The organism is Streptomyces angustmyceticus (assembly GCF_040701845.1).
Taxonomy (GTDB): Bacteria; Actinomycetota; Actinomycetes; order Streptomycetales; family Streptomycetaceae; genus Streptomyces; species Streptomyces angustmyceticus_A.
In genome coordinates this window covers 89,740-109,371 of the sequence record NZ_JBFBHQ010000023.1, presented here as the reverse complement: position 1 = coordinate 109,371, position 19,632 = coordinate 89,740, and the positions used below count along the sequence as shown (strand labels likewise).

General features: G+C 67.8%; 21 protein-coding genes and 2 pseudogenes. 7 read left to right on the top strand and 16 right to left on the bottom strand.

Going from position 1 to position 19,632, the window contains the following annotated elements:
* The first annotated feature begins 87 nt into the window (after positions 1-87).
* Both AB0411_RS30720 and AB0411_RS30715 read left to right on the top strand, forming a co-directional pair.
* Positions 88-429, top strand: a complete 342-nt coding sequence (locus AB0411_RS30720) for a PadR family transcriptional regulator (RefSeq protein WP_366420538.1) — start codon at positions 88-90, stop codon at positions 427-429.
* 6 nt (positions 430-435) lie between these two features.
* Positions 436-627, top strand: a pseudogene (locus tag AB0411_RS30715) (SPOR domain-containing protein); the annotation flags it as partial.
* A 434-nt stretch (positions 628-1,061) separates the two neighbouring features.
* On the opposite strand, the gene AB0411_RS30710 reads toward AB0411_RS30715, so the two are convergent.
* The gene (locus AB0411_RS30710; protein ID WP_366420537.1) at positions 1,062-1,250 is read right to left on the bottom strand and encodes a hypothetical protein; all 189 of its coding nucleotides are present in this window, start codon (positions 1,248-1,250) and stop codon (positions 1,062-1,064) included.
* Positions 1,251-1,562: 312 nt separating this feature from the next.
* Here AB0411_RS30710 and AB0411_RS30705 point away from each other — a divergent pair, with 312 nt between their 5' ends.
* Positions 1,563-1,808, top strand: coding sequence for a hypothetical protein (locus AB0411_RS30705; RefSeq protein WP_366420536.1), 246 nt, complete (start codon positions 1,563-1,565; stop codon positions 1,806-1,808).
* Positions 1,809-1,930: 122 nt separating this feature from the next.
* Here AB0411_RS30705 and AB0411_RS30700 read toward each other — a convergent pair whose 3' ends face one another.
* From AB0411_RS30700 to AB0411_RS30690, 3 genes are all read right to left on the bottom strand, one after another.
* Complete coding sequence (locus tag AB0411_RS30700) at positions 1,931-2,224, bottom strand: hypothetical protein (RefSeq protein ID WP_366420535.1); 294 nt, start codon at positions 2,222-2,224, stop codon at positions 1,931-1,933.
* A 772-nt stretch (positions 2,225-2,996) separates the two neighbouring features.
* Positions 2,997-4,883 carry a DUF2075 domain-containing protein gene (locus AB0411_RS30695; RefSeq protein WP_366420534.1) on the bottom strand — a complete coding sequence of 629 codons (1,887 nt, stop codon included), beginning with the start codon at positions 4,881-4,883 and terminating at the stop codon, positions 2,997-2,999.
* 233 nt (positions 4,884-5,116) lie between these two features.
* Entirely contained in the window at positions 5,117-6,103 is a 987-nt protein-coding gene (locus AB0411_RS30690; RefSeq protein WP_366420533.1) for a protein NO VEIN domain-containing protein, read from the bottom strand.
* On the opposite strand from AB0411_RS30690, the gene AB0411_RS30685 reads away from it, so the two are divergent.
* On the top strand, positions 6,071-6,448 hold the full coding sequence (locus AB0411_RS30685; RefSeq protein ID WP_366420532.1) for a hypothetical protein: 378 nt from the start codon (positions 6,071-6,073) through the stop codon (positions 6,446-6,448). The two genes, AB0411_RS30690 and AB0411_RS30685, sit on opposite strands and share 33 nt — an antisense overlap.
* A 72-nt stretch (positions 6,449-6,520) precedes the next feature.
* On the opposite strand, the gene AB0411_RS30680 is transcribed toward AB0411_RS30685, so the two are convergent.
* From AB0411_RS30680 to AB0411_RS30635, 10 genes and pseudogenes are all read right to left on the bottom strand, one after another.
* Positions 6,521-7,027 carry a GNAT family N-acetyltransferase gene (locus AB0411_RS30680; RefSeq protein ID WP_366420531.1) on the bottom strand — a complete coding sequence of 169 codons (507 nt, stop codon included), beginning with the start codon at positions 7,025-7,027 and terminating at the stop codon, positions 6,521-6,523.
* The gene (locus tag AB0411_RS30675; protein ID WP_366420530.1) at positions 7,021-7,905 is read right to left on the bottom strand and encodes a protein kinase domain-containing protein; all 885 of its coding nucleotides are present in this window, start codon (positions 7,903-7,905) and stop codon (positions 7,021-7,023) included. Before AB0411_RS30675 ends, AB0411_RS30680 begins: the two co-directional genes overlap by 7 nt.
* On the bottom strand, positions 7,821-8,405 hold the full coding sequence (locus AB0411_RS30670; RefSeq protein WP_366420540.1) for a DUF6875 domain-containing protein: 585 nt from the start codon (positions 8,403-8,405) through the stop codon (positions 7,821-7,823). Before AB0411_RS30670 ends, AB0411_RS30675 begins: the two co-directional genes overlap by 85 nt.
* Before the next feature lie 110 nt (positions 8,406-8,515).
* Positions 8,516-8,674, bottom strand: coding sequence for a hypothetical protein (locus AB0411_RS30665; protein ID WP_366420529.1), 159 nt, complete (start codon positions 8,672-8,674; stop codon positions 8,516-8,518).
* Positions 8,675-9,018: 344 nt separating this feature from the next.
* The gene (locus AB0411_RS30660) at positions 9,019-9,423 is read right to left on the bottom strand and encodes a DUF6009 family protein (protein WP_328743659.1); all 405 of its coding nucleotides are present in this window, start codon (positions 9,421-9,423) and stop codon (positions 9,019-9,021) included.
* Positions 9,420-10,928: a DNA primase family protein gene (locus AB0411_RS30655; protein WP_328743658.1), complete on the bottom strand. Its 1,509-nt coding sequence runs from the start codon at positions 10,926-10,928 to the stop codon at positions 9,420-9,422. Before AB0411_RS30655 ends, AB0411_RS30660 begins: the two co-directional genes overlap by 4 nt.
* A complete protein-coding gene (locus AB0411_RS30650; RefSeq protein WP_366420528.1) occupies positions 10,925-11,974 on the bottom strand; it encodes a bifunctional DNA primase/polymerase in 1,050 nt (349 codons plus the stop codon). Before AB0411_RS30650 ends, AB0411_RS30655 begins: the two co-directional genes overlap by 4 nt.
* A 758-nt stretch (positions 11,975-12,732) precedes the next feature.
* Positions 12,733-13,271: pseudogene (locus AB0411_RS30645) on the bottom strand (site-specific integrase); the annotation flags it as partial.
* A 441-nt stretch (positions 13,272-13,712) separates the two neighbouring features.
* Positions 13,713-13,970, bottom strand: coding sequence for a hypothetical protein (locus tag AB0411_RS30640; protein WP_328743656.1), 258 nt, complete (start codon positions 13,968-13,970; stop codon positions 13,713-13,715).
* Positions 13,960-14,196 (bottom strand): hypothetical protein, encoded by a 237-nt coding sequence (locus AB0411_RS30635; RefSeq protein ID WP_328743655.1) that lies wholly within the window; start codon positions 14,194-14,196, stop codon positions 13,960-13,962. The genes AB0411_RS30640 and AB0411_RS30635 overlap by 11 nt, the downstream gene beginning before the upstream one ends.
* 447 nt (positions 14,197-14,643) lie before the next feature.
* Between AB0411_RS30635 and AB0411_RS30630 the strand changes: the two genes are divergently transcribed.
* On the top strand, positions 14,644-15,546 hold the full coding sequence (locus tag AB0411_RS30630; protein ID WP_366420527.1) for an aminoglycoside phosphotransferase family protein: 903 nt from the start codon (positions 14,644-14,646) through the stop codon (positions 15,544-15,546).
* A 375-nt stretch (positions 15,547-15,921) separates the two neighbouring features.
* Here AB0411_RS30630 and AB0411_RS30625 read toward each other — a convergent pair whose 3' ends face one another.
* Both AB0411_RS30625 and tpg read right to left on the bottom strand, forming a co-directional pair.
* Complete coding sequence (locus AB0411_RS30625) at positions 15,922-16,248, bottom strand: hypothetical protein (protein WP_366420526.1); 327 nt, start codon at positions 16,246-16,248, stop codon at positions 15,922-15,924.
* 209 nt (positions 16,249-16,457) lie between these two features.
* Entirely contained in the window at positions 16,458-16,991 is a 534-nt protein-coding gene (tpg, locus tag AB0411_RS38175) for a telomere-protecting terminal protein Tpg (RefSeq protein ID WP_437043914.1), read from the bottom strand.
* A gap of 663 nt (positions 16,992-17,654) precedes the next feature.
* Here tpg and AB0411_RS30615 point away from each other — a divergent pair.
* Entirely contained in the window at positions 17,655-19,211 is a 1,557-nt protein-coding gene (locus AB0411_RS30615; protein ID WP_366420524.1) for a toxin glutamine deamidase domain-containing protein, read from the top strand.
* Positions 19,208-19,474, top strand: coding sequence for a YrhB domain-containing protein (locus tag AB0411_RS30610; protein WP_366420523.1), 267 nt, complete (start codon positions 19,208-19,210; stop codon positions 19,472-19,474). Before AB0411_RS30615 ends, AB0411_RS30610 begins: the two co-directional genes overlap by 4 nt.
* Positions 19,475-19,632 lie beyond the last annotated feature (158 nt).

Below are 19,632 nucleotides of genomic sequence, written 5' to 3'. Positions count from 1 at the left end.
GCATCGACAATTCAGAATGCGGCATCTCCATCGGGCAGATGCCGCATTCTGCTGCCGTGCAGCTAACTCCCATACTAGAGTTCTGACATGGTAAAGACGCCGCGCATGACACTCCAGACGCAACTGGTGCTGCGGACCCTGCTGGAGAGCCCTGCCCAGGCCCGTTACGGTCTGGAGCTCTCCCAAGCAGCTGGCCTTCCCACCGGCACCATCCACCCGATCCTTGCCCGCCTCGAGAACACAGGCTGGCTTGAGTCCTTCTGGGAAGACCAGAGCAAAATCGAGAAGACCGATCCGCCCCGGCCCCGCCGCCGCTACTACCGCTTCGCCCCAAACGGTGCCGAGTCCGCCCGACTCGCTCTCGCCAGCTCCTACCAAGGGGGCGCCACCTCCGCACGTCTCCGCCCTGCCGATGGTCTGGGGAGTTGAGCTGAGGTGCCCAGCGCCGGCAACGAGACCAGCGGAACCGTCCTCCCCTGGCTAGTGATCCGCGAGGACGACAATGGCAACCGGTATCGAGTCGGCAGGTACGCCACTCGTGAAGAAGCTCAAAGAATGAGCGACAGGCTCAGTTCCCGCGGCCATAAGCAGCTCTACTGGGCGGAGGGACTGTCAGGGCAAGGACGTCCCGACCCCAACTTGTTCCGCGACTTCACGCAAGGCATCAGAAGGGCCCAGCTGAAACCTACACCGGAGGAAGCACCACCTCCGTCCGAGGCTTCTGCTGGCCTGCAGAACGTCGCTGACCGGTGCCTACGGCGGGGGCGGCCTCTGTTCGAAGCGCTCGCCCACATCTTGCCTGCGGACGACCGCGAGCGCTGGGCAGAAGAGTGGACGGCAGAGTGGGTCGACCTCGGCGAGCGGCCCCTGCGTACGCGTATGGCCTTTCTGATGCGGGTCACGCTGCGCAGCCTCCCGTCCATCGCCTGGACCCTCTGGCTCGCAGCCCGACGACAGAGTGCCCGATGAGAGCGGTGGGAGCCACCACAGACACTCCGCCGCTTCCCTGCCAGGGGGAAGCGGCCGACCACGAGCAGTTGGCGCACCGCACATGCCCGCGCTCAGAAGGGCGGTTCGTCGGAGTAGCCCGTGCCCGGGATGCTCGGGGCCGGAGTGGGCGTGGTGGCCCACGGATCATCCTGTACGGGTTGGGTACGGGTGCCACCGCCCCACCCGGAGTTGGGCCGTGCCGACGAGACGGCGGCTGGAGCGTTCTCCAGTTCGACGCCGTCGATGTCGTCGTTCAACAACTGGCGCAGGCGCTCCCCTGCAGGTGGTCGGATCCCCGTCGTCGTTCCAGTCGGACGACTCCGGCCAGCGCCTGCGGTCAGGGTCCCGGCCACCGATCTCTGATGTGCCGTCACAGCCATACAGGGGCAACGTCCAAGCCCATTGCCGCTAGCGTGGTAGCGCCACCCCGGCACGGGCCTACAGGCCCGAACGAGGGACGTGCTCCGGCCGAAGGCCGAGCCGACAGCCGACCGCGCGGCGACCACCCGCGGACGACAGCCACCGAGCTGTCCGATCCCGCCATACCTCACTCCGCGCCGAAGGACACCCTCATGTCCCACAGCACCGATCCCACTCCCCCGCCCGCGCAGCCCCCCAGCCGCCAGCACCGGCTGATACAACGCCTCCGCGTGTTCAAGGCCCGGATCCGGGCCAGCACATGGCGCACCATGTGCCGACTCGGGATCCACTTCAGCAACGGCGCCGCGTACACTGCCGGCGTGTTCCTCGTCGTCGGCCTTGTCGCATGCTGTGCCGGGCTCCCCCTCCGGGAAGTTCTCGACGTCCTCAAGCCGTGAGCAGTGGCGGCACCCGCAGCCGGATTCCGAAGGTGGCCAGGACCGGGCAGAACAGGCCCGGGCGAGGCCGGCGTTGCCACCCGCGTGAGCAGGCATCAGCCAGCTCACGGCGGGCTCAACAGCTACTGCCGAGTTCCGGCACCCTTCCGCCAGCCGACCAGCGTCACCAATGCGGCGGCTGCGCCGGCAACGGTGGAGACGTAGCTGGCCACTTGCCACACCCGCACCAGCGACGGGTAGTCCACCGCCAGCACTCCGCAGCCCACCGCCGTCACAGCCAGGGCCGCCACCACTAGGGCCGCCGTACGCCAGGAGCGCCGCGGGGCCGCCTGCAGGGTCACCGGCTCGACCGCGGGCAGCGAAGCGACCGCGTACGCCGTTGCAGAGCCTCCGTAGGCAACTGCGTAGGCAGTCACCCGGTCCGCGGGCGGCGGCCCACCTACGGGCGGCTGAAGGGAAGGCGGCGCGAACGGCGCCGGTACCGGTGCGAGTGTCGGCGGGCAGACCAGGGTGGTCGGTGCGGGCGCCTGATGGCCTGTCGGGATCATCGTCATCGTTGTGTCTCTCTCGGTCGGGGTGCGCTGTGCACCGGGGCCGCGCCGCTTTGGCGCGATCGGGTGCCACCATCCGGCGCTGGCTCCCCCGGATCCAGTTTCCGCGAATCCGCCAAACCCCCACGTCAGAGCGCGGGTTAAGCAGAATTCGCGAGCAGTGGACCGCAGGGCCCAGCGGCGCTACGTGCAGTGGCGAGCAGCACCATGCAGGGGCCGCGGGTTAGCGGCGCAAATGCGGTGGGTGCCGGTGAAGGTGACGCGCGTCCTGCGGGATTTCGGATGCCGGAGCGCGAATTCCCCCGCTGGCCGAGCGGGGGAATTTCCGGCTGCGGAACGCCAGACACGACAAAGCCCCCGGCCGAAGCCGGGGGCGCAGGGGTGGTGCGGGCTCAGAAGTCGACGCCGGAGCCTTCCTCCTCGGGGGAGCTGGCCCCAGTTTGGGCAGCCGACGGGGCGCCATCGGAGGCCGCGGGCGGGCCGGAGCGCTGAAGTGAGGCCAGCCGCGGGCTGTCGTCGACTATGTGGCAGCGGAGCAGGCCGGCCTTCACACGCATGACCAAGCATCCGGCAACAGAATGCGGCTGACGTGGCGGCCGATGCCACCTGAGTGCCCGCTCACAGGTGAGGCTGTGGTTCAGGTGGGCTGCTGGACCGGCGCCGTCGGGTCGGGCTCTGTCGCAGTCGGTGCGGGAACCAGTTGGCGCAGTCGTGCCTGGGTTTCGGGGTCGGTGGAGTAGAGGAGGGTTCCGGACATGCCACGGGTGAGGAGGACTTTGTAGGTGTTGCGGACCAGGCGGAGGAAGGTGGCGGGGTCGGTGCCGCTGAGCGCGGGGTCCCTGCTGGCTTGAGGGTTGGGGAGCCAGCGGTCCTGCCGCCAGACGAGGTCGTCTCCGAGGATGACGCCGTTCCAGTCGTACTCGAAGCCCTGGGCGGTATAAATGCAGCCGACCTGACCGAAACCGTCGGGGTCGGTGGCCCACAGCCAGGACGGGGGGACGCCGTCGAGGCGGGACTCACCGCGCAGGTTCCACGGCTTGCGCCAGGAGCCGATCACGATGTCGTCGACCAGACGGCCGCGGCGCGGGTCGCTCCATCGCCAGCAGAAGCCGGCCGTGATGCGGGCGGTGAGGTGCTGCGCCTCCTTGGCCTGCAGGAGATCTTCCATCTGCTGGGGAGAGTCGACCACTCGGACGTGGAAGGTCGGCTCGTCGGCCCACTCGGTGGCGGGCTCGTCGGTGAGCTGCAACAGGCGCAGAACCCACTGTTCGTAGGCCCGGCTGCCGCCGTTGCGGAACTGGCCGTTGAGGTCGATGTGGCGTGGGCGCAGGCCTCGGGCGGCGGCGGCCTGGTCGATCGCATTGCGGCTGCCCATCTCGCCGGGGCGTACGACTTGGTGGTCGTCCAGCAGGAAGACAGGGACGCGGGCGGCATTGAGGAGTTCGTCGATCTGGCGTACCCCGCGGTGGCGGACGGAGTGGGCGCGGATGCGGTGGGCCTCGTCGCAGATCAGCGCGTCCAGTCCGTTCTTGGGGGCGTCGGCGAAGTTCATGAAGTAGCTGAAGATCTTGCGGACGCGGGGGTTGTAGGTACCGACGGCGTGGTGGAGGGTGCGGGTGAAGGACTTGGATCCGGTGGCGTGGACCACGGTGTGGCGGTCGTGGGCGAGGTGGCGCATAAGGTGCAGGGCGATGACGCTTTTACCGGAGCCGGGGCCGCCGGTGACGATGAGGACTTCCTTGCTGTCCGCTTCGCGGGCCTTCTTCACCGCGCGACGGACCAGGGAGACAGCGACCTGCTGTTGGTCGAGCAGGACGAACCGGTCAGCATGCAGGATCTCTTCCGCGGTCGCGCGCAGCAGGGGACGGCTGGGTGCCAGGGGGCTGTCGAGGAGTTCGTCGGCGGCTACGGTGCCGTGAGCGGGTGAGAGGCGCGACTGCAGATAGGTGATCAGCTGAGCGCGGGTGCTGCGCGTGAACAGGCGCCCGTGGTGGTCGGGTTCAAGGGCGAGCAGGTCGGCCACGCCGGTGCTGTCGGCGTTGTGGAGGTAGGCCACGCCGGCCACCGCGTCGGGTTCCGCGTCCAGCACGGTGGTGAAGTCCTGCAGGTACTGGCAGTAGCGCCGTACCTGGGCGACCGGATGCAAGAAGGCCCGGTTGTTGTTGCCGATCCCTGGCAGGCAGAGGTCCTCGGTGTCGGGCAGGGCCCGGGCGTGGGTCCACTGCTTGAGCTCAACGATGACGTAGGACGGCTGGGACGTGTGGGGGTGCCAGCCGGCCAGCACCACGTCGGCCCGCAGGCTGGACAGGGCCAGCTGGTACTCGATCAATACCTCAACATGCTGCAGTCCGGCTTCGTCCAGCACGCGGGCCAGGGCGGGCAGGCTGTTGCGCCAGGACCGTATCTCCCCGTCCTCCAGCCGGCCCAGTCGCGCCTGCCGGTGACACTCGGCCAGTTCATCGGCCACCGTGTCTTGTTGACAGCGGTCGATGAACTCGTGCACGGGCATGCGCAGTAACGGCATCGTCGTCTCCTCGGTCGGATGCGTGTCATGAAGCAGCGCGGGTGGCCCCGCGCGGGGTGAGTGCGGCCCGGTGGTGGTCGGGCGGCGTTGCTGGGCACGCGGACCGGCCCGTAGGGGGTTGTCCTCCGCCTGGCTCCGGAGGGGCCCGTCCGCACCCGTGTATGCCGCCGCGTGGATGTCGTACAGGCGCGCCCCTGGGTGCAGGGGCCAGATCGGGCGAGCCGGGCCCGGGGTTATGGCTGGGGGGCGGCGGGGGGTTGGGGGACGAGATACTGGTAGCGGGTGGGGCGCAGGTCTTCCTCGGCCGGCTGCCAGTCCTCCAGCAGCAGGACGTCGCCGCCGCTGCAGTGGTACGCGCCGTCCGTCTTGGTGACCTTTATGTCGCTGACGATGAACAGGTCGACGGTGTGGCGGGTATCGCGGGCGTGGAAGACCTCGTTCACGGTCAGCTCCACGCTGGTGGGGGCGCCGGTGGTGCCCTTGACCTCCACCCGCCGCTCCAGCCCTTCCCGCTCCAGGCGCAGGTCGTAGGGCTTGCCGACCTTGTGCGCCGTCCAGCCCCGCTCCGGATCCTGGTAGTGGGTGACGGCCTTCTCCTCTGCGTACAGCTCGACCGCCTTGCGCTTTTCCGGGTCCATCTGCCGCCCCGCGCCCCGCCGCCCGCGCCGGGGGCTGTTGGGGCCCTCCAACTGCTCCAGCGTGACCCCCGGCGTCGCGGCGAGCGCGACGTCATGGTCCGCGGACCAGTCGGCCTCGATGCCGGCCGCGTCGAACAACGGCTGCGGGTCCATTGCCACCAGGTACCCCACCCCCTGCTGGGTCCCCGACCGGCGCGCCGCCTGCGACGCCTCCGCGCTAAGCGGACCGTCCGGCCCCAGCGGCACATCGTCGAGCACGGCCAGCGGCTCCAAGCCCAGCCGGTAGGGGTAGATGACCCGCTCCTCGGCGACCTCGTCCGGCCAGTGCGGCGCGGTGCCCTCGTACACACCGACCTGCACCTTGCACAGCACCATCCGCACAAACTTCGCTTCCCACTCCCCCGGCTGCACCCGCGGCGCCGCCCCGGTCACCAGCACCGCGAAGTCCGGCTCCCGCCGTCCGTACCAGTCCGGCTTCCTCGGAAAACCCCAGGAACGCGTCACCATCCCGTGCTCCAGGTTCCGCTGGTGCCCGACCTTCTGCCCCACATGAATCATCACGAACAACGCCTCAGAAGCCATCAGGGCATCCTAAGGCCATCACTAACGACAGGTCAACAAGGTTTTCACTACTGCTCCCTGGCAGCTAGCGAAGACCGTGCACACCTCGCCAGCCTTCTCGACGAGCCGACGCCCGCGGGCACAGCCCGTTCAGCGGATTTTCCCCAGGGGCTGCTTGGAGCCAGAGCCGCACAGCACCCCGAGGACGCCCCGGAAAGACTGCTCACCGACACGTTCCTGCACGGGCTCAAGGCCCGGCTGTGCGACGACGTCGACTCCCTGGACAGCTACCTGTCGCCGCAGATGGCGACCATGGCGCGGAAGGTCGCCGGCGCTCTGGAAGTGCCGCAGCCGCCGCCCGCGTGACGTCGGGTGCGCTGCGTTGAGTCGGGAAGCCTCCGGGGCCGGCCGACCTCGGAGGCTTCGTCGTTCCCGCTCTCATCCTTGTCCGTGCGGTACGAGGCTCTGCAAGGCGTACACCTGGTACGGCACAGCGGGTCCGTCCTCGACGCACCTGTCGGATGTACCGGTACGGGTGAAGCCGGCTTTGGTCAGGACGCGGCCGGAGGCCGGGTTGGCGGGGTGGTGCATGGCCTCTAGGCGCTCCAGGCCGGCGGTGGTGAAGGCGAACTGGACGACGTGCCTGGCGGCTTCGGTGGCGTAGCCGTTACCCCAGGTGTCCTCACGGAGGATGTAGCTGAGGCTGCCCATGGACGGGGTTCGTCGCCGCAGGGAGATCAGGCCGATCATCTCGTCGGTAGTGACGATGCCCCAGCTCCACTGTGCGCGCGGGGTCTCGGTGGCTCTGGCGAGGGCGGTGCGGATCTTCTCGTGGGCCTGGTCGAGGGTGAGGGGCTTGCCGGTGGTGTGCTGGATGGAGGCGCCGCTGTAGATGCGGGCGAGGGCTGGTGCGTCCTCGAGGGCCAGGGTGCGCAGGGTCACCATGCGGCGGTCAGCTCCTTCGCGGTGGGCCGGTCAGCGGGATCGGGAGCCAAGCACCCGGTGATGGCGTCCTCGAACTCAGGGCACGGCCACGGCCGGACGTCGCGCAGCGCGGTGGTGGTGCCCTTGGCGATGACGGCCAGCTTCTCCAGCCGGTCGAGGCCGTCGTCGTAGGCGACGGGGCGGTGGCCGGTCCAGCACCAGAACAGGGAGGCGCCCAGGCTCCAGATGTCCGCGGCCGGCTGCGCCTGGATGTGGGTGCCGACGGGGGTGGAGAGGACTGCGGTGGCGACCTCGGGGGCGGTGGTGTGGGTGAGCGCTCCCCGGTACGGCAGGCGCGGCGGGCCGTCGGGGCCGCAGGCGAGGGCGTAGTCGATGACCGCGGCGCAGCCGTCTTCGGTGATGGGGGTGTTGGTGGGCTGGACGTCGGCGTGGGCCCAGCCGGCGGCGTGCATGCGGGCGAGGTGTTCGGTCCACGTGCGGGCGATGCCCGCGAGCCAGGGGCGGACCGCGGCGCGGTCTCCTTCGGGGCCGCGGGCGAGGGCGAGGGCCCGCCACAGGGGAACACCGTCGATCCAGCGCACGGCCAGCCACCAGCCACCCTCCCATGTCCCCGCGCTCACCCGGTAGTCAGGGCTGATCGCGCCGGCGGCGGTGAGGCGAAGGAGGTGGTCGTCCTCCTGGGCCATCTCGGCGGTCTTGTCACGGGCGTCGTCACCGTCGGGGTTGTTCGCCTTCAACGCGACGGCTCCCCTGGGGCCTTGGACCTTCCAGGCCCGGGAGCCGCGCCGGTCGCTCAGGAGCTGCGTGTGGGTGGGCTCGCCGATCTGTCCGGTGAGCAGGTCGACGGCTTCGCTGGGGGGAGCAGGTGCCTGGCCCATGTGCGGATCTCCTTCCACTCGGTGGGGATGTGCTCGAACACGTCGCGACCGTCGTCGTCGGCCGCGGCGAGCGCGGCCGCCAGGTCCGGGGACGCGCGCAGGAACTGCGGGTCGCGGAGTCGGACGGCGGCCCTCACGGGGAGGAACGAGGCGGGAGCGGCAGGGATCCGGCGTCCGGCCGCAGTGGTCTCCTCTGCTCCCGCGTAGAACTTGCCGAACATCACCCCGACCGGTCCGTAGAGGTTCTTCAGCACCCAGTGCGGCCAGGCCAGAAGGTCACGGTGCCGGGCGCCGGGCACCTCGCCCAGCAGGACGATGTTCTCGCACCGCAGGATGCCGTGCGGCCGGTTCAGCAAAGGCCGCAGCCACTCCGCGGCCTGGACGCCCGCATGGAAGAGCTCCGCCTGAACGGCTTCGGCACCGCCGGCGGCGCGGTAAACCGTCCAGGTCGTCAGGCCCCGCTGAAGGGAGGGGGCGAGGTAGGGACAGTGGGCGGTCATCTGCCGCGCGTAGTCGCTGAGGTCCACGGATCTGGGCTAGGGGGTGCTGGCCTCGACGAGGCGCAGCGCCCCGGCGGTGAGCCGGGGCGCTGGCGTGGTGCGGCCGGTGGTCACCGGCGGGCGGTCTCCGGCCGGTCGGGCGCGACGTCATCGCCGCCGATCGGGGCGCAGTCCCACGCGGCGACCACGATGCCAGCCGACCCGCACCGGCTCGCCGTCGTCACCAGCGGTTGAGGGGGTATGCCTTCGGCTTCCAGCAGCGTGCTCACCGTGCGCAGCAACCCGCGTCGCTCCCACTCGGCGGGGCGCCCACCCTAGTCGTATCCGAGGTTGGTGAAGCGGCGGATGTTGCGGATGCCGTCGAGGGCGGCCCGCAGCTCAGCTGACCGTGCGGTGGTCTCCGGGGGGGGCAGCGCCAGCGTGTACCGGCAGGCGGCCCGTCTGGCTGTCCTGTTCCTTCATCCCCATCTCGCCCGACCTGGTCGGTTCGACTCTGGAGTCCCTAAATGGGATCGGCCAAAGATGCAGGTCAGCATGCCGATCTTGATGCTTCAGGGGCTGAAGGGACTCAGCTTCGGTATTACGTTGACGGTTGCAGGACTCTGTCAGGTTTTCAGTTTTTGGGCAGCGTTATGCCCATCTCGCGCATGGCATCGGATGCGGGGCCGCCCTCGGAGCGTTCAGTCTTGTAGCCCTTGGCACAGGGGGCGAGGGTGCGGGGGTCGACAGCTTCGGAGGGGGCGCCGGTGGCATAGAGGCCGTCGGGTTGCTGGTCGCGGTCGTGGGGGGCGAGCCAGAAGACGCGGCGCAGGAAGGTTCCGGAGGCGCGGGAGGCTTTGGCGGTGGGGCCGAGGATGGCGTAGCCGATGAGGCGGCCGTCGCGGTGGTAGGGGGGTTGGCGTTTGCGGCTGGAGACGCGGTCGAGGGACTGGCGGACGTAGTCGAGGTCGGTGGTGTCCTCGAGCCACACGAGGTCGGTTTCGTGCGTGAGGTCCTCGGGGTCGATCAGGGCGCTCACGCGTTCTCCTCGGTGATGTCGGCGATGAGGCCGATGCCTGGGTAGTACTTCTTGGAGTTGGAGGTGGCCATCTCCTTGGGCGAGCGCAGGCCGAGGGTTTCGCGGACGCGGCCGGCGAAGGCGCGTGAGGAGACGGGGGTGGCGCCTTCGCTTTCACACCAGCGGGTGTAGGCGAGGTAGAGGTGCTTTTGCTCGGCGCGCAGTCCGGCGTCGGTCTTGCAGCATTCGGTGAGGAATCTGCCCATATGGTCTTCGGTCTCGGCGTAGGCGGTGGTGGCCAGGCGGACGCGTTCGGGGCCGGTGAGGTCTTTTTCGCCGGTGAGGTAGCGGCGTGCGCCGTCGACGAGCCAGGTAAGGATGCCGGGGCCTTCTTCGCGGACGAGGATGTCGGCGAGGTTGTCAACCTTGCGGGCGTCGGGGACGACGCGTTCGAAGGGGACCAGGCGCATGCGGCGCCAGAAGGCGAAGCCGCCGGTGCCTACCTCGGGCCGGTGGTTGCCCAGCAGGAACAGCTTGTGCGTGGGGACGAAGGAGAAGAAGTCCTGGCGCATGCGGCGGGCTTTGATGATGTCGCCGCCGGTCAGGAGTTTGACCCGGGATTCATCGAAGCGGTCGCCGGCCTTGAGTTCGGAGCAGACGATGACGCGGCGGCCGTGGAGTTCGGCCAGGTCGGTGGGGTGGCCTTCGAACTGCTTGGCCATGAGGAAGCCTGGCGGGGCGGCGTCGGCGTAGTCGCCGAGCAACTTGACGATCACATCGAGCAGGACGCTCTTGCCGTTCTTGCCCAGGCCGTAGAGGAAGGCCAGGATCTGCGCGCCGACGTCGCCGGTGATGGAGTAGCCCAGCAGGAGGTGCAGGAAGCGGATCATCTCCCGGCCTTCGGCATCGTCGCCGAAGGTGTCGGACAGGAACCGGTCCCAGCGCGGGGTGGGCATCGTCTGGGGAGCGGTGGAGGTGGAGCGGGAGTGGAAGTCGGTGTGCGGGTCGGGAGTATGGATGAGACCGGTGCGCAGGTCGACGACGCCGCCGGGTGTGCACAGCACGTAGGGGTCGGCATCGAGGCGGGAGGCGTCCAGGAGCATGCCATGAGCCGAGCGGGCCTGCTGCAGCATGGATTTGATGCCGGAGGTGGACATCGCGCGGCGGCGTTCGCGCCGCAGTTCGGCGTCGGTGTGCAGGCCGGTTGGGTCGGTGTGGGCGAGCGACTCGGCCATGTCTCCGGCCGCCCAGACGACGGTTTCGTGCTCGTCGGGCTCCCAGCGGTAGTCGGCCCACTTGTACCAACCGAGGCCGTTGACGTGCCGGTAGTCCGCCGCGTAGAGGTGGGCGAACGACTTGGCCATGCCGCGGTCGGTCAGGGAGTCCGGAAGGATCCCGGTATCCGTGGTGCGAAACGGCACGCGGTCGGCTCGGACCGCGGCGGTGGTTTGGGCCGGCACGGGGGTGGGGGGTTGGGCGAGGATTTGTCGCGCGACCTCGGCCGGGTCGAAGGCTGCGGGGTTCACGGGCGGCCTCCCGGGAAGAGGGGGCGTCGGGCACCGGCGTTCAGGCCGCTGCGGATGATGGGAAGTGCCCGCCCGTGCTGGCCGGGCCTGGCGTGTTCGGCTACTGCCAGGAGTGCTTCTTCCGCGCTGGTGTGGGTGAGGTGGCCAGCGGCGACCAGGCCGCCGGCGGTGTAGGCAGCGCGATTGAGCTTGTCGGAGAATCCGGTCCCTTCAGTCGCTGTCGCGCAGGCGGCAACTTCAGCCAACACGGTCTCCAAAGCGCGGGTTGCGGCATCGCGGCCGCCCCCGGCCGCCGCGACGGCCTGGCGTGCGCGGGACGGTGTTCTACGCACGGGGACGGCCCGGGTGGCGGGGGTCTCCTCGTTGAGGTGACCGGTGCGGGTGAGTTCTTGAGCCAACCAGTCAGGCAGGGGCGCTGGTGTGCGGCAGGAACCGACGGGGGTATAGGTGCCATCGGTGATGGTGCCGGGCGCGACGATGTATCCGCCAGTACTGCGGATATCAACTTGCCACGCCAGGGCTCTGCTCGGGCTGCTTCCGCTGCTGCACAGCCATGTGCGGCCGACTCCGGCCAGGTACCACACGTGCAGGCCTCCCGACGGGGTACGGACACGCAGGGTCTGCTCATCCTCGGCCGGGTCCGGGGCGCCGCGCAGAGCGGCGAGAACCGCCAGGGTGTGGAAGCCGCTTCGAAGCCCCGCCAGATCGACATGGTCGTGGATGGGGATGCCCGGAAGAATCCGGTCCCTGCTGGGACGTGGATGAGCATGAGCGTCGATGTCGAGGACGATCAACCCTGCGGCGCCGCAGGCAACACCGACACCGGGAGCAGGGCGGCCCGACCACCGCTTCCGGATCCGGTCCGGGTCAGTCGTTGCCGCATGGAAACCGTGACACCAGCGTCCGGCACCGATGCAGGGACAGTTGAGGTGACTATGCCCTTTCTCTGTACACGCCCGGCAGTTGCCGACCGGGGTCTTACGCCCGGGGGTGAGGGGATGCACAGGCCAACCTGCCGTCGCACACCACTGGGCGACGGCAAGCATGTCCGGATTGGGCGTGGGAGTGATGATCGGCCTTCTGTGCTCTGGCTGCTCTGGTGGTCTGGTTTTTCGGTCGCTGGCACAAAGTCGCAGGTCAGATGCTATCTGCGATAGGGCCAGCGACTGAAGCGACTGAAGTCTTGAATTAGGTCGACCACAGAGTAGCGAATAGATCTACCTATCAACTCCAAGGAAGCGGCGTGGCGCGCTCATCCTCCCGAAGCCGCTCGTCGAGTTGCTCTTGACGAGGGGAGCGACTGAAGCGACTGAGCAGCAGGAGTCGTTGGTTCTTCGTGGCCTACGCTGCCACAGGCCACTTCGGGACCTCAGTCGCTTCAGTCGCTGTTACACACTCATTGCACTCCTTCGGACATGGCGGCGGAGCCACTTGGTCCACCGTTGCCACGCGAGCGGAGCTTCAGTCGCTGCGAGTGGAGAAGATGCCGGTCAGTACTGGTGGGCAGCGACCCTGAATCCTTCGGTCGCTGCCCACCAGTACTGACAAAAGTCCAGGTCATCGCGGGGGTGCTCCCCAGTCAGCGACTGAAGCGACTCAAGTTTTGAACTATGAAGACATTCCCGGGCGCGCGTGCGCGTCATAGATACCAACCTTCAGTCGCTTCAGTCGCTGATTGCGAGACAGAGCTCTGTTGAGCTGCGATTTTTCCGAGCGACTGAAGAAGCGACGGAGCCAGCGTCGGTCGCTGACTTCTGGTTCGGTCGCTGTGGCCCAGATGCATCCTGCCCCGGCGGATTCACCGCTAGGGGCACGAGCTCGCGGAGAAGGCTGCGAACTGCTTCCCAGGGGCGAGCAGGCTGGTGACCTCGGCGATGGCCTCTGTCGAGGGCTTGAAGTACCGGCGGACGTTCTCCGCTTTCTTGTGTCGGGACTTAGCCAGCAGCATCAATCCGGAGGCGCCCTGCTCGCCGAGGTGGGTCAACCCGGAGTGCCGGTACTCATGCAGGTCCCAGCCGGTGCCCGGCCCGGCGTGTGCGGTGTGCTGGTCGAGCAGCGCTCGGGCCGGGCCGTAGGAGAGCCGGGCTAGGCCGGTGTCCGGGCAGACGTCGCGCGGCCTGACGACCTTGCCGGGTCCGGGGCGGCGATGGGTGACGAACACCGGCCCGCGGGTGCGGCCTTTGAGCAGGCGCGGCAGCAGCCGGGCAGTGTCCGCGTCCAGAACACCTTCTCCAGCACGTAGTCGGAGCGGGCAGCGCCGCGGCGGCGGACCTGGGGCTGGGCGCCCTTGGACTTCACCGGGCAGCGGCGTTCGGCCAGGTCCAGGTCTTGGTCCCCCTCACCGCCGCCGTACTCAGCAGCGACGCCGAGCAGTAGGCCACGTTGCTCGGGACTGTGCTGCACGGCCTGGCGCAGCTGCGCGCCGGCGACGCGTCCGCGGACGACCTCTCCACAACCCTGAGTGGCACCTCCGTGCTGCTGGAGCGGCTGGAGGGAGTTCGGGACGCCGCACGCGTGAGCACGCCGCACAGAGTGGGTCATACGGCGCCCTGACGAAGGCAACGAGCGTCAGCCGGGCACCGCTCAGTCCCGCCGGCGCCCGCTACCCGAGCAGCACTTGTGTGATGCCTGGGGCCGGCCTTCGCGTGTCATCGCTCTCCAGCATCCCAACAACCCGCACTCAGCCGCCGAACAGCACCACCCACCAACCCTTCCCCCCCTCGCTGCACCTGCAGCAGACACAGCAGTGCCCCGGACCCACACAGATCCGGGGCACTGCTCTTCTCAGGCTTCGACGTACGCCACGATCGTGATCGTGCGCAGGGCGGTCACGTAGTAGATCACCCGCACCCCGTCAATCTCGTCCGCGTAGTCGCGCAGCAGGGTGCCGGGCACCTCGGTGCCCAACTCCGGGTTGACGCTGATCGCGACGATGGCGCGGTCCAGGCGGTGCGTCTCGCTCGCGGTGAGCTTCGCCAGCTGGATGAGCCCGGGCTCCACCATGACGACGCGCGAGCGGCGCGCGCCGTGGTCAGGCGACACGCGGCTGCTCGTCCGCAAGGCGGGCGAGGTGGGCGTCCCTGGCGGTTTCCCACGGCACGCCGGACTCGGGCGAGGGGTAGCCGTTGGCGGCGATGTCCTCCAGCACCGAGGCGAGGACATCGACCCGCGCGCGCTGGTCCGCCGCGTACGCGCGGACGGACTCGGCGGCGTGCTCGTCGAGGGGCTGACGGTCGGGCACGGGCGCGGTGGCCGGCTGCTGGCTCATCCGGGGCTCCTGGGCTGTCATGTGGCGTGTGCCACCACGGTATCGCCGCGGCGGGGCCCAGGAGCCGGGTGCGGACAAACCGAGGGGGCTGGACCCAGGACCCAGCTGGGTCCTGGAGTGCTCTGCCAGGGAAAATGGGCGACCCAGGACCCAGCTGGCTGGGTCCTGGGTCGCCGGTGACGGTGTCGCCCAGCCCGGGGACCGGGGAGCAGGAGGGGTGTCACGCTGGCGCGCCTGTCACGCGCAAACGGCCCTGGAGGGGGTTCCTGACCTTTCGCAGCGAAGGTTGAGCGGTGTCAGCGAAGATTGGCGGCCGCTGGGTTTCCTCAGCGAAGGTTGAGTGGCTGTCCGGGGAGGCCGTGGGGGATCCTGCTCTCGGCGACTGCGATCCGGACCACTTCGACGAGAGCGAGAGCCGCTCCGCCTGCCCCGGTACTGTGGCTTCGCATGACCGACTCCGAGATCGAGATCACTGCGGACCTGGTCCACGACCTGCTGCAGGAGCAGCATCCAGACCTTGCGGAGCTGCCAATCCGCGAAGTCGCGGGAGGATGGGACAACCAGCAGTGGCGCCTCGGGGACGAGCTGGCTGTGCGGATGCCGCGTACAGAACGTGCCCCGGATCTCCAGCGCAAGGAGTGGCGATGGCTGCCCGTCCTGGCCCCGCGCCTGCCGCTCCCGGTCCCGAACCCTGTGCGGATCGGTGAACCGTCCGCGCGCTTCCCGAAGCCCTGGACCATCATGACGTGGGTTTCCGGCGAGCCGCTGGACTGCACCTCGATCAGCCGCGGCGACCACGCGGCCGAAACGCTGGCGGGCTTCCTCAGGGCGCTCCATGTGGAGGCGCCCGCCGAGGCGCCGACCGGTTCGGACCGCGGTGCTCACCCCAAGAAGTGCACGGACGGCTTCGACCACTTCTTTCAAGCCGTTGTCCCTGGCAGCATTGCCGACGAGGTCCGGGCCGTCTGGGATGACGCCGTTGCGGCCCCCGAGTGGGAGGGCCCGCCGGTGTGGGTGCACGGTGACCTTCATCCCGCAAATGTCGTCGTCTCGGACGGGACGCTCTCCGGTGTGATCGACTTCGGTGACATGTTCGCCGGCGATCCGGCATGGGACCTCGCGGCCGCATGGATAGTCCTTCCCGCGGGCGCCGCCTCACGGTTCTTCGACGTCTACGCGCATGCGGACGAGGCGACGATCCAGCGCGCCCGCGGACTGGCTGCTCTGAAAAGCCTGTTCCTCATGCTGATGGGCCGGAACGGAGACCGGGGCCTTCCCGGTGGCAAGCCGACGTGGGGACCCGCAGGCCGGGCAGCGCTCGATCGTGTCCTGAGCGGCGATCTGAAGTAGACACGGAGCATCGCTCACCCTGTTCTCCGGCATACCCGCAGCCTCCCGCGGCTCGCGAGGCCCTAACTCGGCCCCCGACCGGGCGCGCTCCAGCCAGGAGGCGAGCGCGGCGGTGGCGTCCGGGTCGGCCTGGGCAAGATGGCCGGCGAACTCCAGCTCGCTGTCGGCGGCCGAGGCGCCGGTGCCGGTGCGGGCGAGTGAGGCGAGCAGCGCGGCGTGGGCCCGCACCGCCGCGGGCAGCGAGTCGACGGCGGCCGTGCGCGTGGTCGGGTCGGCGTAGTGGCCGGAGCGGTTGGCGAGGGCCTGCGCCAGCCAGCCGTCGACCACCGGGTGGTAGTCGCCTCGGTGGACCAGGGCGTCGCGGGTGCCCTCGTCTCACGGTCGGCTGGCCACGGTCCGGTCGAGTCGGCCGGCTCGGGCGAGCGCGGCGAGTTCGTCGGCGCGGGCGGCGAACTGCTGCTTCTGGAGGCGCTGCTGCTTGGCTTCCTCGGCCCGACGGTCGGCGTCCAGCTCGTCCTGGACGAGGGCGTCGGCCCCGGGGTCGTAGACGCCGCCGGTGGTGGCAAGCAGCTGCGCGATGCGCTCCCACTCGCCGACTTCGGCCGGGCCGCGTTCGTCATCGCCCAGGTCCTCGCGGTCGCGGTCCAGGTGTTGCTGCAGCAGGGCGTCCTCGAGCGCGGCTTCGGCCTCGGCATGTGTCATGCCGGTGGTGCGGCGGCGTACCGAGCTCCGGCCGATCTGAGCTCGGTCGACTGGCAGCCGGCCGGCTGCCGGTGGGGATGGGGCGAACCGGGAGCGCCGACGGGGCGGGATGGTGGTCATCGGGCCTCGCGTTTCGTTTTCGGGATTGGGGCGGGCCGCGCGCTGGAATACCAGCGCGCGGCCCGCCGCTTTTTACACCTGGGGGCGGGTCAGGAGGTGTTGAACCCGAAATCTATGTAGTCGACATCCTCGAATTTGACGCTGGCTCCGCCCCGGAAATAGGACTCTGCGAGGGCCTGTGCCATCAGGGGATGCAGCTCTTCATCCGTCGCTCCGTCGGCCTGGGCGGCCAGGATGCGAGAGGTCGCCGTGGCCGAGGCGCGGGCGGTGATCTGGCGTGTGCGGCCGCTATCGCAGCTGCCGTACGGCCCGCTGAATCCGAACACGGCGCGGGTCTCGATCAGCAGGCCGCCCATTGTGGCCGCATGCGCTCTGGCCTGCGCACGAACCTGCGGTTGCCACTCCTGGACGGTCTCGGTCTCCAGGGTGGCCTGGAGGCGCTTGTGGGGCGTGGAGGAGGCGCCCTGGCGGGGTAGTGCTGGACGGTGCGCTGCGGACGCCCAGGAGCTCCGCCACGGCCTTCGTTGAGCTCTTGGCGCGCGTGTAGAGGAATTTCCGTGCCTGCACGGATTTCGGCGCAGAGCGGGTGAACACGGAGTGCTCGGCGCGCTGGAGCGCCTCACGGAACCGTGGCCGATCGCCGCCGACGGGCTGCTGCGGGGGCGGCTCGCTGAAAGGGGGGCGGCCTGTCCGTGCGCTAATGCTCGGCTTCTGGCGGGCAGGGTGCCGAGCGGCGTCTTGGAGATCACGAGCCACGTTCCGCGCGCCCCGTGTGAACCTCACGCCCTACGATCACCCGGTAGGCGGCCCACCCGGTCAGATCCTGGTGGCGTATATCAGTTCCGGACGGTCTTCGGGACTGCACGGCAGGCGCCGCGTGGGCAACTGCCAGCCGCTTCCAGTGTCCGCGGCAATGAGGTTCCGGCACCGGAAGACGAGCGATCCGGTCCCCGGAGGGCGCACCAGGATGTGCCGTCCTCGTTCCACATCAGCAGGTGCCAGCGGTGCGCCAGCAACTCTGGAAGGCCCGCAAATGATCTTTCCGAGACCGTGAAGCCGACGTATCTGAGGGCGAGTTGGCTCAAGCCATGTGAACCATATGTATGATTATGCGTCAGATGTAGTTCGGGGGGCATCGTTCACGTCGGATCGAGCGCCCGTAGCGCTCCCGCGCCCTTAGGTCGCCTTCCTTCAGGCTGCCGCTTGCGCCATCCATCGCTGCTCCCCGACCTGCTCCACCACCTTATGTCTACGCCGGTTAAGGGACCATGCAATTTAATTGGAAAATGCGATTCGCGGCATTCATGGTGACGCTGTCCGTATTCCTCGCCGGAGGAATGGGGGCGGCTGCCGCCGCCGAACCGCAGCAAGCCGACTTGGCGATAAAGAAATGTCTTTCGTTACCGCTGAAGGAGAGACTTTCATGCCTCGCGGATTCCATTCGCGATAATAAGGCCGTTGCGGGGCTCAGCCTCATCGTTCTCTTCATTGCTGAACATGAGTGGCATACGGAGACCAGGAATCAGCTCCCCGACCTGTACAAGAAATCGCAAGAGCTTAAGCAGCTCGCGCAACAGGCTAGCCTATACAAAATCAAAGCAGAAGACTTTAAAGATCCGAAGACCGGGGCCGAGGCTGTCGCATCACAAAAGAAGCTGATCAAGAGCCTCGAAACAGAATTCAATCTCTTCTATAAACCCACAGTGCTATCGGTGCAGCTCGTAAAAGCCATGGCTGAGCTCGCAGTACTGCTGACCCCAGTACTGGGAATGGCTTCCGAGGTGCTCGACGATAAGGAACTGTGGGGAGCTGTCGATCAAATAAATTCCGGCTTCAGCGAGATGGATAAAGCCCTCACTGGCCTGAATGCCGATGTAGCACAAATGAACCGGGGCCTGGAGGAGATGAACCAGGGCCTGAATCAAATGGACCAGGGCCTGGATCAGATGAACCACGCCCTTGATGGCATGAACAAGGCGCTCGATGAGGCCAATCGGGCCATGGACCGAACCAATCGCGCCGTTTCTGGGATGGACAAGGCTTTCGATGACTTGAACAAGCGGCTCAAGAGCGGCCCGTTCTCGAAGGACGGCAGCCCGTTCAAAGATATGGACCTCACCGGCATCGGTGACTGGATCTTTGGCGGCTCCCAGGCAGAGGACGACAAAGCCAAGCAAGTCATCATCTCTGCGATCATGAACCTCCTTCCCGGTGTGGGAGACGCGAAGGGGATCGCTGAGCTCCTCACAGGGACGGACTCAGTAACTGGAGAAGAGCTCTCCCCTGTCGATCGCGCCCTTGGCGCAGTCATCTTCCTGCGTTGGGTCAAGGCGGGAAGGTCGGCCATCAAGGCCGAAGAACTTTCCAGGGCTGTTAAGAGCGAAAAATCCTTCAACAGGATCGGGAATATCCGGTGGGGAGAGGGTGGCGGCGGAAAGACCGTACTCGGAGATTCATACAAGACACCGGTGACTGACGATCTGCGCAGAATTGTCAACCCCGGCAACGGCAACACCAACTGTCGCGCATGCGTCCTGGGCGTTGAGAAGACACTGGATGGTACGCCGGCTTCGGCTCTCCCCAACCTGAGCCGTGGCACTCTCCAATCGCTAGAAGCATACTTTCCAGGTAAGCGCTTCAGAGATAGGTCGTTCTCCAACATTGTCAAGGACGTCAAGGCGGCAGGCGACGGTTCACGGGGCATTGTGTACGGAGCAGATCCACGCGGCGGCCACGTTTTCAATGTGATTAACCGCGATGGAGATGTAGTATTCTTGGATGGGCAGAGTGGCCATGCAGCCCCTGCGGTATACAAAGGCTACAAGTTCATGAGGACAAAATGACACTCAGCCGATCCGAAGCCTTGAAGAAGGCAGAGGAGCTGCTTGTAAGCGAAACGGGGCCCTACGACCCCGCTCTCAAAATCGATCACGAACTCGTGATGGAAAGAGACGGGCTTCTCATCGTCCCGTACAACTCCGAAGAATACCTGCAAACCCGAGATCAGCATGTCATGCTTCTGGACTGCTGGCCCATCCTCGTGGACCTCGCCACAGGAAAGGCCCGCCTGGGCAAACTTGAGGAAATGGAGCTGTGGCGCGAATGAGTCACTACGCTCCACATAACGGAAAATCAGCCAGGCACCTGACTGGCCGCCAACGCCACATCACGTAGCAATAGCCCCGTTGTGCATCACGCAACGGGGCTATTACTTTCTGTTGGATTTCAGCGATATTGGGTACGTCGAACTCAAATCCTGACCTC

Excerpts from the sequence above, each read along its gene's own strand:
- AB0411_RS30720 (WP_366420538.1), top strand. The coding sequence starts at position 88 with ATGGTAAAGACGCCGCGCATGACACTCCAGACGCAACTGGTGCTGCGG.
- AB0411_RS30705 (WP_366420536.1), top strand. The coding sequence starts at position 1,563 with ATGTCCCACAGCACCGATCCCACTCCCCCGCCCGCGCAGCCCCCCAGC.
- AB0411_RS30695 (WP_366420534.1), bottom strand. The coding sequence starts at position 4,883 with ATGCCGTTACTGCGCATGCCCGTGCACGAGTTCATCGACCGCTGTCAA.
- AB0411_RS30685 (WP_366420532.1), top strand. The coding sequence starts at position 6,071 with ATGAATCATCACGAACAACGCCTCAGAAGCCATCAGGGCATCCTAAGG.
- AB0411_RS30690 (WP_366420533.1), bottom strand. The coding sequence starts at position 6,103 with ATGGCTTCTGAGGCGTTGTTCGTGATGATTCATGTGGGGCAGAAGGTC.
- AB0411_RS30680 (WP_366420531.1), bottom strand. The coding sequence starts at position 7,027 with ATGGTGACCCTGCGCACCCTGGCCCTCGAGGACGCACCAGCCCTCGCC.
- AB0411_RS30675 (WP_366420530.1), bottom strand. The coding sequence starts at position 7,905 with ATGGGCCAGGCACCTGCTCCCCCCAGCGAAGCCGTCGACCTGCTCACC.
- AB0411_RS30670 (WP_366420540.1), bottom strand. The coding sequence starts at position 8,405 with ATGACCGCCCACTGTCCCTACCTCGCCCCCTCCCTTCAGCGGGGCCTG.
- AB0411_RS30650 (WP_366420528.1), bottom strand. The coding sequence starts at position 11,974 with ATGCTTGCCGTCGCCCAGTGGTGTGCGACGGCAGGTTGGCCTGTGCAT.
- AB0411_RS30635 (WP_328743655.1), bottom strand. The coding sequence starts at position 14,196 with ATGAGCCAGCAGCCGGCCACCGCGCCCGTGCCCGACCGTCAGCCCCTC.
- AB0411_RS30630 (WP_366420527.1), top strand. The coding sequence starts at position 14,644 with ATGACCGACTCCGAGATCGAGATCACTGCGGACCTGGTCCACGACCTG.
- AB0411_RS30625 (WP_366420526.1), bottom strand. The coding sequence starts at position 16,248 with ATGACACATGCCGAGGCCGAAGCCGCGCTCGAGGACGCCCTGCTGCAG.
- AB0411_RS30615 (WP_366420524.1), top strand. The coding sequence starts at position 17,655 with ATGCGATTCGCGGCATTCATGGTGACGCTGTCCGTATTCCTCGCCGGA.
- AB0411_RS30610 (WP_366420523.1), top strand. The coding sequence starts at position 19,208 with ATGACACTCAGCCGATCCGAAGCCTTGAAGAAGGCAGAGGAGCTGCTT.